Raw genomic sequence first — 14321 nt, forward strand, 5'->3', positions numbered from 1 at the left:
GTCGATCCTAATGACGGGTTCCCGCGCTCCACAGGCCTTGGAACCGAAGTAAGCCGAAGGGGCGCGCCCCCTCGGACGCACCCTTCGGCACGGCATCACAGGGTGTCGAGCGCCTTCACGTACTCGTTCAGGTCACGCGCGTCCGGCAGGCCGTTGACGACGGTCCACCGCACCACGCCCTCCTTGTCGATGATGAAGGTCCCGCGCACCGCGCAACCCTTGTCCTCGTCGAAGACGCCGTACGCGCGCGAAATGTTGCCGTGCGGCCAGAAGTCGGACAGCAGCGGGTACTCCAGGCCCTCCTGCTCGGCGAAGACCCGCAGGGTGTGGATGGAGTCGTTGGAGACGGCGAGCAGCTGGGTGTCGTCGTTGACGAACGTCGGCAGGTTGTCGCGCAGCGCGCACAGCTCGCCGGTGCACACGCCGGTGAAGGCGAACGGGTAGAAGAGCAGCACCACGTTCTTCCGACCGCGGAAGTCGGAGAGCTGCACGGTCGCGCCGTGGTTGTCCTTGAGCTCGAAGTCGGGGGCCTTGTCGCCGACCTGGATCGCCATGGTCCTGCTTCCCTTTCGACGGGACTGTTGGGGCAGGACCACCCTACGCAGCGACCGGAGCACGCGGTGAGAGAGGCCGGGCCGAGCTGATGTCTCAGCCCGGCCCGGCACCGATCAACCCGTCCTGGGACCCCTGCGCGAAGAGCTCGGGCGAGGACGAGGCCGTCAGGCCGATGGGGAACCTGGGTGCGCAGCACCCGGGAGGGTCACCCCGGCCGACCGCACTGCTCGGCGGAGCGTCACCGCTTGGACTTGGCGGCCTTCGGCGTCACCAGACGCGAGCCGCTCCAGTCCTTGCCCACACTGACGCTCTTCGACGCCGACAGACCCGCCGTCGTCGCGGCTTCCGAGATGTCGCTGGGCTCCACGTAGCCCGTTCGGCCGGTCTTCGGCGTGAGGAGCAGGATCGAACCGCCCTCTTCGACGTACGTGGTGGCGTCCACCAGCGCATCCGTCAGGTCGCCGTCCTCGTCGCGGAACCACAGCACCACGGCATCGGCAACATCGTCGTAGTCCTCGTCCACGAGCTCGCTGCCGATGACCTCCTCGATGGCCTCGCGAAGCTCCTGGTCGACATCGTCGTCGTAGCCGATCTCCTGGACCACCTGCTCGGGCTGGAACCCCAGCCTGACGGCAGGGTTCGTCCGCTCCTCCGCGTGGTCCGCGGTCGCGCTCACGGGTTGCCTCCTGATCATGTCTTGGTGAGTATCTCAGCCACGCGCGTACGCGAAGCATTGGCCGTAGTCCACACGGGCGGGGCGGATCGCGCAAGTACCCGGCGGTTCAGACCGCCGAAACGGTGACGATCCTGGCCGTGTCGCCGCAACTCCAGGCACGGTACCGCGCCGCGAGGTGACCTACACCACACCGTTCTGCCCGGTTTGCGCATTCCGGAATCATCCGCGGGTACGAGTCCCGAATGACTTTGCGGGCGCGTCGCGGCCTGGGCGTATCGTTGCGTTTTGATCGGGCCCGCCCCTGAACCATCCGGCCGCCGCCGTGGTTACCTCGCGGTAGAGATGACGTTTCGCTTCCCCGAGGTACACGATGGGGACCGGTGCAGGCACAGGAAAAAGTGGCCCTCTGACAGGTAAGGAACAGCGTGGCTTCCGGATCCGATCGCAATCCGATCATCATTGGCGGCCTTCCGAGTCAGGTTCCTGACTTCGACCCCGAGGAAACCCAGGAGTGGCTCGACTCCCTCGACGCCGCCGTGGACGAGCGCGGCCGTGAGCGGGCCCGCTACCTGATGCTCCGTCTGATCGAGCGGGCCCGTGAGCGGCGCGTGGCCGTGCCCGAGATGCGCAGCACGGACTACGTCAACACCATCGCGACCAAGGACGAACCGTTCTTCCCCGGCAACGAGGAGATCGAACGCAAGGTCCTCAACGCCACCCGGTGGAACGCCGCCGTCATGGTCTCCCGCGCCCAGCGCCCGGGCATCGGCGTCGGCGGCCACATCGCCACCTTCGCCTCCTCCGCCTCGCTGTACGACGTGGGCTTCAACCACTTCTTCCGCGGCAAGGACGAGGGCGACGGCGGCGACCAGGTCTTCTTCCAGGGGCACGCCTCGCCGGGCATCTACGCCCGCGCGTACCTCCTCGACCGGCTCACCGAGCAGCACCTGGACGGCTTCCGCCAGGAGAAGTCCAAGGCGCCGTACGGCCTCTCCAGCTACCCGCACCCGCGCTCGATGCCGGACTTCTGGGAGTTCCCGACGGTTTCCATGGGCCTCGGCCCGATCGGCGCGATCTACCAGGCCCGGATGAACCGCTACATGGAGGCGCGCGGCATCGCCGACACCTCCAAGTCGCACGTGTGGGCGTTCCTGGGTGACGGCGAGATGGACGAGCCGGAGTCCCTCGGGCAGCTGACGATCGCCGCCCGCGAGGGCCTCGACAACCTCACGTTCGTGGTCAACTGCAACCTGCAGCGCCTGGACGGCCCGGTCCGCGGCAACGGGAAGATCATCCAGGAGCTGGAGTCGGTCTTCCGGGGCGCCGGCTGGAACGTGATCAAGCTGATCTGGGACCGCTCCTGGGACCCGCTGCTGGCCCAGGACCGGGACGGCGTGCTGGTCAACAAGATGAACACCACGCCGGACGGTCAGTTCCAGACGTACGCCACCGAGTCGGGCGCGTACATCCGCGATCACTTCTTCGGCGACGACCTGCGGCTGCGCGCCATGGTCGAGAACATGACCGACGACCAGATCCTGCATCTGGGCCGTGGCGGTCACGACCACCGCAAGATCTACGCCGCCTTCTCCGCGGCCAAGGCCCACAAGGGCCAGCCGACGGTGATCCTGGCCAAGACGATCAAGGGCTGGACGCTGGGCCCGAACTTCGAGGGCCGCAACGCCACCCACCAGATGAAGAAGCTGACGGTCAGCGACCTGAAGCACTTCCGGGACCGCCTGCACCTGCCGATCTCCGACAAGGAGCTGGAGTCCGGCCCGCCGCCGTACTACCACCCGGGCCGGAGCTCGGAGGAGATCCAGTACATGCACGACATGCGCAAGGCGTGCGGCGGGTACGTCCCGACGCGTGTCGTGCGGTCGAAGCCACTGGCGCTGCCGGACGACAAGACGTACGCGACCGTGAAGAAGGGTTCCGGTCAGCAGTCCATCGCCACCACCATGGCGTTCGTACGGCTGCTGAAAGACCTCATGCGGGACAAGGAGCTCGGCAAGCGGTTCGTGCTGATCGCGCCCGACGAGTACCGCACGTTCGGCATGGACTCGTTCTTCCCGAGCGCGAAGATCTACAACCCGCTCGGCCAGCAGTACGAGGCCGTGGACCGGGACCTGCTGCTCGCGTACAAGGAGTCGCCGACCGGGCAGATGCTGCACGACGGCATCTCCGAGGCGGGCTGCACGGCGTCGCTGATCGCGGCGGGTTCGGCGTACGCCACGCACGGCGAACCGCTCATCCCGGTGTACGTCTTCTACTCGATGTTCGGCTTCCAGCGCACCGGCGACCAGTTCTGGCAGATGGCCGACCAGCTGGCGCGCGGTTTCGTCCTCGGCGCGACCGCCGGCCGTACGACGCTGACCGGTGAGGGTCTGCAGCACGCGGACGGCCACTCGCAGCTGCTGGCGTCGACCAACCCGGCGTGCGTGGCGTACGACCCGGCGTTCGCCTTCGAGATCGCCTACATCGTGCAGGACGGTCTGCGCCGGATGTACGGCTCCTCGCCCGAGCACCCGCACGGCGAGGACGTCTTCTACTACCTCACCGTCTACAACGAGCCGATCCAGCACCCGGCCGAGCCGGCCGACGTGGACGTCGAGGGCATCCTGAAGGGCGTCTACCGCTTCAGCGAGGGCACGGCGGGCTCCGTCCCGGCGCAGATCATGGCCTCCGGTGTGGCCCTGCCCTGGGCGATCGAGGCGCAGAAGATCCTCGCCGAGGAGTGGAACGTGAAGGCCGACGTCTGGTCGGCGACCTCCTGGAACGAGCTGCGGCGCGAGGCCGTTTCGTGCGAGGAGCACAACCTGCTGCATCCGGAGGAGGAGCAACGGGTCCCGTATGTGACGCGGAAGCTCAGCGGTGCCGAAGGGCCGTTCGTGGCCGTGTCCGACTGGATGCGGTCGGTTCCGGACCAGATCGCGCGCTGGGTGCCGGGCACCTACCAGTCCCTGGGCGCGGACGGCTTCGGCTTCGCGGACACGCGCGGGGCGGCGCGCCGCTTCTTCCACATCGACGCGCAGTCCGTCGTGGTCGCGGTGCTCGCCGAGCTGGCGAAGGAGGGCAGGGTCGACCGCTCGGTGCTGAAGCAGGCGATCGACCGTTACCAGCTGCTGGACGTGACGGCGGCGCATCCGGGCGCGGCGGGCGGCGACGCGTGACGTGACATCGCGCTCGGCTCGAGCGGCCGACGATGACCTCGGTGGCGCCGACCATCACGGGGGCCAGACCGAGGCCCAGGAGGGCGAACCACAGCGCCATGGTGGCGCTGCCCGTGCCCGCCTTGAGCGTGGACATGCCGTACATGGCGACCGCGGTGGCGAGCATGCCGCCGGCGAGCGGGATGCGCGGGCCCAGCTTGGTGATCAGCGCGCCCGCGAGCGGCGAGCCGACGATCATCATGCCGGTGAGCGGCAGGAGGTGCAGGCCGGCGTCGATCGGGCTCATCCCGTGCACGTTCTGCAGGTAGAAGGTGACGAAGAACAGGCCGCCCATGAAGGCGATCGCCATCAGGACCATCAGGACGACACCCGCGGACAGCGGCACCGAGCGGAACAGCGACAGCGGGATCAGAGGCTCCTTCACCTTCGTCTCCCAGAAGGAGAAGAGGGCGAAGCCCAGCACGGACACGCCGATGAACAGCCAGGTCCTCCCGTCGCCCCAGCCCCATGCCGGGGCCTTGATCAGTGCCCAGACCAGGCAGAACATCGCGCCCGACAACAGCGCGATGCCGAGGATGTCGAAGGAGCGCGGCGCGTTCTCGGCGCGGTGGTCGGTCAGGATCAGCAGCCCCAGGATCAGGGCGAGGGCGCCGACCGGCACGTTGATGAAGAACACCGACTGCCAGTTGACGTGCTCGACGAGGACGCCGCCGAGGATGGGGCCACCGGCGGTGGAGGCGCCGATGACCATGCCCCAGATGCCGATCGCCATGTTCAGCTTCTCGGCGGGGAAGGTGGCCCGCAGCAGTCCCAGCGCGGCCGGCATCAGCAGCGCGCCGAACAGGCCCTGGAAGACGCGGAAGGTGACGACCGCGGCGATGCTGTGCGACAGGCCGATGGCGCCCGAGGCCGCGGCGAAGCCGGTCACGCCGACGAGGAAGGTCTGCCGGTGGCCGAAGCGGTCGCCGAGCTTGCCCGCGGTGATCAGGGAGACCGCGAGGGCGAGGAAGTAGCCGTTGGTGATCCACTGGACATCGGCGAAGCTGGCACCGAGGTCCTTCTGGATGGCCGGGTTGGCGATGGCCACGATGGTGCCGTCCAGAGCCACCATCATGACCCCCACGGCAACGGTGATCAGGGTGAACCACGGGTGCCCGCGCAGTCCCCTGCCCGGCGCGGGGCCCGACGGGGCTGCCGGCGCCCTGTCCCCCGGCCCTGTCGTGTCGACGGTCTGACTAGTCATGCGTTCGAGGCTAGTGACAGCCACTGACAATTGACAAACCAGTTCACAAGTCGGTAACTGTCACGCCACTGCCGGATAGGGTGAACGGGGCGGATGAACGGAATGAGGACTGATGGAGACGGCGTCGCGGCCGGGACTGCGTGAGCGCAAGAAGCGGCGCACCCGGGACGCACTGCTGCGTGCCGCCTTGGAGCTGTTCACCACCCGGGGGTACGAGGAGACGACCGTCGACGACATCGCGGAGGCCGTGGACGTCTCGCAGCGCACCTTCTTCCGGTACTTCGCCGGCAAGGAGGACGCCGTCTTCTTCGCCCACTCCGTCGCGGAGGAGCACTTCGTGGACCTGCTGCGCGGACGCCCGCTCGACGAGGCCCCGTTGGAGGCGCTGCGGCAGGCGGTGCTGGAGGGGTGGGACGGCATCGGCGAGTCCATCGACCGGATCGTCCCCCTGGAACTCCACATGCGCACCTACCGGTTGATCGAGTCGACGCCCAGCCTCTTCGCCACCCATCTGCGGCGCTCGGCGGAGCTGGAGGAGGAGATCGCCCGGATCATCGCCCAGCGCGAGGGGGTCGACGTGGACACGGACCCTCGGCCGCGCGTCGCGGTGGCCGTGTTCGGCGGAGTGATCCGGGTCACCGAACGCCTGTGGAGCGCGGGCGGCGACCCCAGCGTGGCCGCGATCCGCGGGCTGACGGCCTCCTATCTCGACGCCCTGCGCCCCACGTTGGCGGACACGTGGCACACGGAGTGACGGCCTGCGCCTGGCGCGGGAACTGATGTCGTGTCGACCACGTGGGCGTCAAGTGAATTGCCGATGCGTACGGGTGGGGCGGCGGCCGCTCGGGTGACCCCGCGGTGACAGTGCGTGCGAAGTGACGCACACCTCAGCAACCCAGCGTGACGATCGAACGCAAAGCCTACCCGTTTTGCCCTAATTGACATACGAGAAACGTGAGACGTGTCACTCGGTTAACGCGAGACCCTCTCGTTCTCCTAGTGTGTCCTTCCAGTGACTTCCTTCGACACCTCCCCGCAACTCAACGTCTGGCGCGCACTGCTCGCGCTGGCCGTGGTCTTCGTGATGCTCGCGACGACCGGCTGGACCGCCGTGCGCAGCCACCGTGGCGCGACGCCCCTCGAGGCGTCGCGTTCGGCGTGGGAGCACGGCAGGGTCGCCGGGCACGGGCTGCCGGATCCCGATGACTCCCCCGCCCACCTCGCCCGCTTCTTCTCATCGCTCAGCGCCCCCCAGCGCTCCCGACTCGCCCACCGCTACCCGCTCGCGGTCGGCAACATGAACGGGGCGCCCGTCGGCCTGCGTTACCAGGCCAACCGCATCGCCCTCGACCAGCAGCGCAAGGTCGAGCGCGCCCGGATGCACGACGACCGGCTGTCCCCGGTGGGCCACCAGGAGGCGGGCCGCCTGATGCACCGCTTCGAGGCGCTGATGCAGAAGGGGCGGCAGATCCTCGCCTTCGACCCGGACGGTTCGGGCCGCATCGCGGAGGTCTTCGGCGACCTGGACTCCGCCCGGCGGATCTCGGTCGTCGTGCCCGGCGTCGACACCGACCTGCTCACCTTCGAGCGCACCGACCGCAAGTACTCGGCCCCGGTCGGCATGGCCCAGTCGCTGTACACGGCGGAGCGCGCGGCGAGCCCCGGTACCCGTACCGCCGTGATCGCCTGGGCCGACTACACCGCGCCCGGCGGCCTCGGCGTGGAGGCCGCGACCGCGCTGCGCGCCGAGCAGGGCGCCGTCCGGCTGAACGCCCTGCTGCGCGCGCTGCCCGGCCGCTCGTCCGTCCAGCTGTACTGCCACAGCTACGGCTCGGTGCTGTGCGGGATCGCCGCGCACACGCTGCCCGCACGGGTGTCCGACATAGCGGTGGCGGGCAGCCCCGGCATGCGCACCCAGTCGGCCGCCGGGCTGCACACCGTGGCCCGGGTGTGGTCCATGCGGGACGCCGACGACTGGATCCAGGACGTGCCGTACCTGGAGGTCGGGGGTCTCGGCCACGGCGCCGACCCGGTCTCCCGCGGCTTCGGCGCGCGGGTGCTGTCCGCGCAGGGGGCGCAGGGGCACGCCGGCTACTTCGCGCCGGGCACCGAGAGCCTGCGCAACTTCGCCGAGATCGGCGTCGGCGCCTACGACACGGTGCACTGTGCACACGCCGATGAGGCGTGCCGGGCGGATCTGCCCGGCACCGCGCCCGTCGGACGCGCGTAGAAGACCAGGAACTGCGGTCTGCTCGGGGAGCGACGGAGGAGCGCGTGCCGCATACGATGAGCCGCATGGGTGACGTACTGGCCGGATTTCATGCCGTCTGGGAGTTCGAGTCCGACTCCGTGCTCATCCGCTTCGAACGGGGGATCCGCACTCCGAAGCTGTTCCAGGCGCTCGGGCGGCGCCGTATCCCCCTGGAGGCGATAGCGGGGGTCACCCTCAGCCCCGGCAGACGCGGGACCGTGGTCCTGCACGCCGTGCCGAGACCCGGAGCCGACCCGTTGATGGAGGCGGCGGACGGACAGCTCAGGGAGACCTGCGACCCCTACCGGCTGGTCCTGCCCGCCGACCGCGAGTGGCTCGCGCAGGCCTACGCGGACGAGCTGCGCGCCCGTATCGGCGCGGACGGCACCCCGGCCGAGCGGTTCCTGGTCGCGCCACCCGAGGCGCCGCTGCAGTTCAAGGCATACGACGCAAAGGCGTCCTTCGACGGCAGGGCGGTGTCCTTCCGGTGGTTCTGGACGGGCGCGTCCTCAGCCAAGTGGAAGGCCGGCGACCAGAGTTTCCCGGTCGCCGGCCTCAGCGGGGTGGAGTGGCGGTCCCCCGAGGTGTTCGACGGGTACCTGCGGTTGCTGACGCGGGAGGGCGGGCAGCCCGCTCAGCCGGACCAGGACCCGGCGGCCGTGGTGTTCGGGCTCGGCTACGGCCCCGTCCATGAGTCGTTGCCGTTCGCCGCTGCCGTACTGGCCGCGGTGCGGGCCGCGGGCCCCGCCTCGGGTGTGGTGCCGGCCGCCCGCCGGGACCCGGCGGACATCGCCGAGCGGATCCGGCACCTCGGTGAGTTGCACGAGGCGGGGCTCGTCACGGACGAGGAGTTCTCCGTCAAGAAGGCGGAGCTGCTGGCAGAGCTCTAGTGCCGCAACAGGCACCAGCCCTGCCGGGTGCGGGGCGATGTCCGCCGCGGCCGCGTCGTGGCTGGTCGCGCCCACGGCGGCGGAGCCGCACATCGATACAGCCCCGCACCCCCATCGCGGCGCACCACCCCGCCCTCGAGGCGTGTCCTACTCCCGTCCCGCCGACGTGAAGGTCATGTCCGCGTAGCGGTCGCCGGCCACCTTCGCCGCGATCGGCTCCAGCAGGGCCAGTTCCTCCTCCGTCAGGACGATCCGCGTGGCCCCGACGTTCTCCTCGACGCGGTGGCGCTTGGTCGTGCCCGGGATCGGGACCACCGCGAGGCCGCGCACCACGGCCTGCTGCTGCACCCAGGCCAGTGCGATCTGCGCCGGCGAGGCGCCGTGGGCCTTCGCGACCGACCGGACCGGCTCCAGGAGCGCGGCGTTGGCCGCCGCGTTCTCGCCGGTGAAGCGGGGCATCGTACGGCGGAAGTCCTGCTCCGTGAGGTCCGTCTGCGCGTTCGCGAAGGAGCCCGTGAGGAAGCCGCGGCCGAGCGGCGAGTACGGCACCAGGGCCACGCCCAGCTCCTTGGCGGCCGGCACCACCCTGGCCTCGATGTCCCGGCTGAACAGCGACCACTCCGACTGCACCGCGGCGACGGGATGCACCGCGTGCGCCGCCCGGAGCTCGTCGGCGGTGACCTCGCTGAGGCCGAGGTGCTTGACCTTGCCCTCGCGCACCAGTTCCGCCATGGTGCCGACGGTCTCCTCGATCGGCACGTTCACGTCCCGGCGGTGCATGTAGTAGAGGTCGATCACGTCGACGTCCAGGCGCCTCAGGCTCGCCTCGACGCACTGGCGGATGTAGGGCGGGTCGTTGCGGACGATCCGCGTCAGCGGGTCGTCGGGCGAGGTGGAGATCGCGAACTTGGTGGCGATGACGACCTCGTCCCGGTGCGCCTTGAAGAACGGCGACAGGAACCTCTCGTTCTCCCCCGCGCCGTACATGTCCGCCGTGTCGTACAGGGTGACGCCGAGCTCCAGCGCCCGCTCCAGGGCGGCGCGCGACTCCTCGGCGTCCGCGGGGCCGTACGCGAAACTCATGCCCATGCAGCCGAGTCCCTGCACACCCACCTCGGGGCCGTCGTCGCCGAGCCGCACCTGCGAGATCCTGCTGTCCGTCATCGGGGCCTCTCCGACGCCAGGGCACGCCCGGCGTCCGCGTAGAAATCGATCTTTCGGTTGAGCACCGCGAGCGTGTCCTGGAGCTCCGCGATCCGGGCGAGCACGTCCCGCCGGGTCGCCTCCAGGAGTTCGTACCGCTCGGCGTAGGTGTGGTCTCCGGCGCGCACCAGTTCCGCGTAGCGCACCATGTCCGCCACGGGCATGCCGGTGAGCCGGAGCTTGCCCACGAGGTCGAGCCAGTCGAGGTCGGCGTTGCAGTAGCGGCGCTGTCCGGTGTGCGAGCGGTCCACGTGGGGCATCAGCCCGATCCGCTCGTACCAGCGCAGGGTGTGCGCCGTCAGGCCGGTGAAAGCGACGACCTCGCTGATCGTGTAGCTGTCCTGCCCGTCGGGACGGGGATGCCGCCCGGGCGGTACGCCGCAGATGTCGGTCCCGTCTTCGGCCGCCTCGGCCAAGGTCTCGATCACCGTCATGGCCTCCACGCTAGGACCTTCGAGTGCACTCCAAGCAAGCGGAACAAATGAAAACGGCGAGACCGGCCCGACAGACTGTGACTAGCGTGCCGGACATGAGTCTCGTACGCCGGGCCGTGCCCGAGGACGCCGAAGAAGTGCTGCGCCTGCGCCAGGTGATGATCGACTCGGTCTTCGCGGCGCATGCCTCCGCCTCCTCCACCGAGTGGCACGAGGAGTCCCTGCCGACCCTGCGCGGCCGGCTCGCCGACCCGGACGGCGGCTTCGCGGCGTTCGTCGTGGACCATCCGGAGCGGCCGGGGGCGCTGGCGGCGCTGGCGGCCGGGACGATCGAGTACCGGATCGGGCGGGCGGGCAATCCGCACGGCCGGGTCGGGTACGTCTTCAGCGTGGCCACCGATCCGGACGTGCGCCGCCGGGGCTGTGCGCGTGCCTGTATGGAGGAGCTGCTGGACTGGTTCCGCGAGCAGGACGTCCCTCAGGTCGACCTGAACGCGTCCGCCGAGGCGGAGCCCCTCTACGCCTCCCTGGGCTTTGTCCGCAAGCCCGACCCCTCGATGCGGCTGCAGCTGTGAGCCGCATAGGCTCGGGGACATGCCCCTGCAGAGCCTGGCCCTGATCGCTGACTGGCCCGTTCCCACCGCCGCGGCGGCGGTCGTCCGGGCGGACGGCACCGTGCTCGGTACGCACGGTCCGGTCGACCACCGCTTCCCGCTGGCCTCGGTGACCAAGCCGCTGGCCGCGTACGCGGTGCTCGTCGCGTACGAGGAGGGGGCCGTCGAGCTGGACGAGCCCGCCGGGCCGACCGGTGCGACGGTGCGTCATCTGCTCGCGCACACCTCCGGGCTGGCGTTCGACGAACACCGGGTGACGTCGGCGCCCGGGGAGCGGCGGCTGTACTCGAACGCGGGGTTCGAGGTGCTGGGCGACCATGTGGCGAAGGCGACGGACATCCCGTTCGCCGAGTACGCCCGGCAGGCGGTCCTCGAGCCGCTCGGCATGACGTCCACGACCCTCGACGGCTCCCCGGCGAAGGACGGCGTCTCCACGGTGGCGGACCTGGCCCGGTTCGCGGCGGAGGTGCAGGCGCCGCGGCTGCTGGATCCGCGCACGGTGGCGGAGGCGATGACGGTGCAGTACCCCGGGACGAAGGGGGTGCTGCCCGGCTACGGGCACCAGAACCCGAACGACTGGGGGCTCGGCTTCGAGATCCGCGACTCCAAGTCGCCGCACTGGACGGGCTCTTCGTCCTCCCCGCGGACGTTCGGCCACTTCGGCCAGTCGGGCACGTTCCTGTGGATCGACCCGGACGCGGGGGTGGCGTGCGTGGCGCTGACGGACCGGGCCTTCGGGCCGTGGGCGATCGAGACGTGGACGCCGTTCACGGACGCGGTGCTGGCGGAGGTACGGGGCTGACGGCGCCCCTGCCCGGCACCTCGGCCGGGCACTCGAACCGCACCGTCTCGCCGCTCCCGTCCGTTCTCGGCGCCACGCCCCACCGACCGGTCGGTGCCTCGACGAGAAGCAGAGCGCGGCCGCTGTCGGCGAGCGCGTCCCCGGCCGCCCGAACGGGCGGCCACGGGCAACCGTCGTCGACCTCCACCCGCACACCGCCGGGCATGAGCAGGTAGCACGTACGGCACTGCACGTACAGCAGTGCGCGTACGGCACCGACGGCCGGGTGCGTGCCGCATCACATCGGCGACGAGCTCCGGCAGCGCCGGTTCGGCGGCGCCGGCTGCCGCGAGGACCCCGGAGCCGGTGAGGGGGAGCCGGAGAACGCGGTGCAGGTGCCGGGCAGGTCGCGCCGTCCGTACCGCGCTCGCAGGCGGCGGACGGCAACGTCCCGTGGACGCGACGGTCGCCGACGGCGCAGGCGAACTTCACATGGGCGCGGCCCCCGAAGACCATCGATCCGTCATCTCCCACACCACAAGCTCCGCCCCCGTTGCCGCAACCAGTTCCAGGCCCTTCGCCTCCGTGACGCGCGCCGCGTCCCCCGCCCCCAGTTCCTCCCCGTCCAGACGCACTTCGCCCCGCACCACGTGCACATACACATACGCAGCGTCCGGCACCGCCGTCCGCTCCCCCGCCCCCAGGCGCCGTACGTGCAGCAGCGCGCCGGCCTCAGGGACCGCGTAGGGGGTGGAGTCCGCGATGCCGTGGACGACCTCGTGCACCGGGTCGCCGCCGGGTGTCAGGGGGGACAGCCACATCTGGACGAAGGTCAGAGGGGTGTCCCCGTCGTTGCGTTCCACGTGGCGGACGCCGGCGCCCGCGCTCAGGCGCTGGACGTCGCCGGGGCGGATCAGCGACGTGTGGCCCGTGGAGTCACGGTGGGTCAGTTCGCCCTCCACCACCCATGTGACGATCTCCGTGTGACTGTGCGGGTGCTCGTCGAAGCCGGCGCCCGGTGCCAGCCGCTCCTCGTTGCAGGCGATCACCGCGCCGAAGCGGAGATTGTCCGGATCGTAGTGCGGGCCGAAGCTGAAGGCGTGCAGGGACTCGATCCCGGCTGCCGGGTCCCCTCCGCGGTAGCGCTCGCCGGCGCGCCGTACGTCCATCACGTCCCCCACGGTAGCCCCGTACCCGCCGCCTCCCGGGACCCGCACCACACGGTCCCGTCCCGATAAGGCAGTCTTGTCCCCGTGCCCGAACCCGAAGCCCGCCGCACCGAGCCCGCAGCGCATTCCATCCATCCGCACGCCGCGACCCTGAAGCGGCTGGAGAAGTCGTCCGGAAGCCTCGCCGCGCAGGCCATCGCGCGCATGGACGAGACGCTGCCGTGGTACCGGGCGATGCCTCCGGAGAACCGTTCCTGGATCGGGCTGGTGGCGCAGGCCGGCATCGCCGCGTTCACCGAGTGGTTCCGGCACCCGGACGCCCCGCAGGCCATCTCCACCGATGTGTTCGGGACCGCCCCGCGCGAGCTGACCAGGGCGATCACGCTGCGGCAGACCGTGGAGATGGTGCGCACCACCATCGAGGTCATGGAGTCCGCCATCGACGAGGTGGCCGCTCCCGGTGACGAGTCCGTGCTGCGCGAGGCGCTCCTCGTGTACGCGCGGGAGATCGCCTTCGCCACCGCGCAGGTCTACGCCCAGGCCGCCGAGGCCCGTGGCGCCTGGGACGCGCGGCTGGAGTCGCTCGTCGTGAACGCCGTGCTGAGCGGGGAGGCCGACGAGGGGGCTGTCAGCCGGGCCGCCGCACTTGGCTGGAACTCGCCTGAACATGTGTGCGTGGTGCTGGGGACCGCGCCCGACGGTGACAGCGAGTTGACCGTCGAGGCCATTCGGCGTGCCGCGCGGCACGCCAAGCTCCAGGTGCTCACCGGGGTGCTCGGGGACCGGCTCGTGGTCATCGCGGGCGGGAGCGACAATCCGCTCGCCGTCGCCAGGTCGCTGATCGGGCCGTTCGCCGCCGGGCCCGTCGTCGCCGGGCCGATCGTGCCCGATCTGCTGGCCGCGACCCGGTCCGCGCAGGCCGCCGCGGCGGGTCTGAAGGCGTGTTCTGCCTGGCAGGACGCGCCGCGCCCGGTACTGGCGGACGATCTGCTGCCGGAGCGCGCGATCGCCGGTGATCCGAGCGCGCGCGAGCAACTGGTGGAGGAGATCTACAGACCGCTGGAGGAGGCGGGCTCGGCGCTGCTGGAAACGCTCAGCGTGTATCTGGAGCAGGCGTCCAGTCTCGAGGGCGCCGCACGGATGCTCTTCGTTCACCCGAACACCGTCCGCTACCGGCTCCGACGTGTGACTGACGTCACCGGTTGGTCGCCCTCTGATGTACGCTCCGCGTTCACGCTGCGGATCGCGCTGATCCTGGGGCGTCTGGCCGAGGGTGATCCCCAGACCTAGTCTTTTGTCGGGGGCCCACAAAACCCCCTGCGGTTCTTCGTC

The 14321-nt window shown here is 70.4% G+C and carries 12 protein-coding genes and 1 pseudogene; 7 read left to right on the forward strand and 6 right to left on the reverse strand.

Going from position 1 to position 14321, the window contains the following annotated elements:
* Positions 1–95 precede the first annotated feature (95 nt).
* Positions 96–554 carry a peroxiredoxin gene (locus tag AC5WS8_RS04930; protein ID WP_496102037.1) on the reverse strand — a complete coding sequence of 153 codons (459 nt, stop codon included), beginning with the start codon at positions 552–554 and terminating at the stop codon, positions 96–98.
* A gap of 239 nt (positions 555–793) precedes the next feature.
* Complete coding sequence (locus AC5WS8_RS04935) at positions 794–1231, reverse strand: DUF3052 domain-containing protein (RefSeq protein ID WP_181139047.1); 438 nt, start codon at positions 1229–1231, stop codon at positions 794–796.
* A gap of 425 nt (positions 1232–1656) precedes the next feature.
* On the opposite strand from AC5WS8_RS04935, the gene aceE reads away from it, so the two are divergent.
* A complete protein-coding gene (gene aceE, locus AC5WS8_RS04940; protein WP_496102038.1) occupies positions 1657–4404 on the forward strand; it encodes a pyruvate dehydrogenase (acetyl-transferring), homodimeric type in 2748 nt (915 codons plus the stop codon).
* Positions 4405–4423: 19 nt separating this feature from the next.
* Here aceE and AC5WS8_RS04945 read toward each other — a convergent pair.
* Positions 4424–5647: pseudogene (locus AC5WS8_RS04945) on the reverse strand (DHA2 family efflux MFS transporter permease subunit); the annotation flags it as partial.
* Positions 5648–5759: 112 nt separating this feature from the next.
* Between AC5WS8_RS04945 and AC5WS8_RS04950 the strand changes: the two are divergent.
* The 3 genes from AC5WS8_RS04950 to AC5WS8_RS04960 all read left to right on the forward strand — a co-directional run bounded on the left by AC5WS8_RS04950 (position 5760) and on the right by AC5WS8_RS04960 (position 8788).
* Positions 5760–6401: a TetR family transcriptional regulator gene (locus AC5WS8_RS04950; protein WP_496102039.1), complete on the forward strand. Its 642-nt coding sequence runs from the start codon at positions 5760–5762 to the stop codon at positions 6399–6401.
* A 258-nt stretch (positions 6402–6659) separates the two neighbouring features.
* The gene (locus AC5WS8_RS04955) at positions 6660–7877 is read left to right on the forward strand and encodes an alpha/beta hydrolase (RefSeq protein ID WP_496102040.1); all 1218 of its coding nucleotides are present in this window, start codon (positions 6660–6662) and stop codon (positions 7875–7877) included.
* Between the two features lie 65 nt (positions 7878–7942).
* Positions 7943–8788 carry a DUF4429 domain-containing protein gene (locus AC5WS8_RS04960; RefSeq protein ID WP_496102041.1) on the forward strand — a complete coding sequence of 282 codons (846 nt, stop codon included), beginning with the start codon at positions 7943–7945 and terminating at the stop codon, positions 8786–8788.
* A 147-nt stretch (positions 8789–8935) separates the two neighbouring features.
* Here the strand turns inward: AC5WS8_RS04960 and AC5WS8_RS04965 are convergent, their stop codons facing one another.
* Positions 8936–9952 (reverse strand): aldo/keto reductase, encoded by a 1017-nt coding sequence (locus tag AC5WS8_RS04965; protein WP_496102042.1) that lies wholly within the window; start codon positions 9950–9952, stop codon positions 8936–8938.
* On the reverse strand, positions 9949–10425 hold the full coding sequence (locus tag AC5WS8_RS04970) for a MerR family transcriptional regulator (RefSeq protein ID WP_496102043.1): 477 nt from the start codon (positions 10423–10425) through the stop codon (positions 9949–9951). The genes AC5WS8_RS04965 and AC5WS8_RS04970 overlap by 4 nt, the downstream gene beginning before the upstream one ends.
* A gap of 95 nt (positions 10426–10520) precedes the next feature.
* Between AC5WS8_RS04970 and AC5WS8_RS04975 the strand changes: the two genes are divergently transcribed.
* Both AC5WS8_RS04975 and AC5WS8_RS04980 read left to right on the forward strand, forming a co-directional pair.
* Positions 10521–11000, forward strand: coding sequence for a GNAT family N-acetyltransferase (locus AC5WS8_RS04975; protein ID WP_496102044.1), 480 nt, complete (start codon positions 10521–10523; stop codon positions 10998–11000).
* A 19-nt stretch (positions 11001–11019) separates the two neighbouring features.
* On the forward strand, positions 11020–11841 hold the full coding sequence (locus AC5WS8_RS04980) for a serine hydrolase domain-containing protein (protein ID WP_496102045.1): 822 nt from the start codon (positions 11020–11022) through the stop codon (positions 11839–11841).
* A 467-nt stretch (positions 11842–12308) separates the two neighbouring features.
* Here the strand turns inward: AC5WS8_RS04980 and AC5WS8_RS04985 are convergent, their stop codons facing one another.
* Complete coding sequence (locus AC5WS8_RS04985; RefSeq protein ID WP_496102046.1) at positions 12309–12992, reverse strand: pirin family protein; 684 nt, start codon at positions 12990–12992, stop codon at positions 12309–12311.
* Between the two features lie 81 nt (positions 12993–13073).
* Between AC5WS8_RS04985 and fasR the strand changes: the two genes are divergently transcribed.
* Positions 13074–14279, forward strand: a complete 1206-nt coding sequence (gene fasR / locus AC5WS8_RS04990; protein ID WP_496102047.1) for a fatty acid biosynthesis transcriptional regulator FasR — start codon at positions 13074–13076, stop codon at positions 14277–14279.
* The last annotated feature ends 42 nt before the right edge of the window (positions 14280–14321 follow it).

The organism is Streptomyces sp. PTL18 (assembly GCF_059510295.1).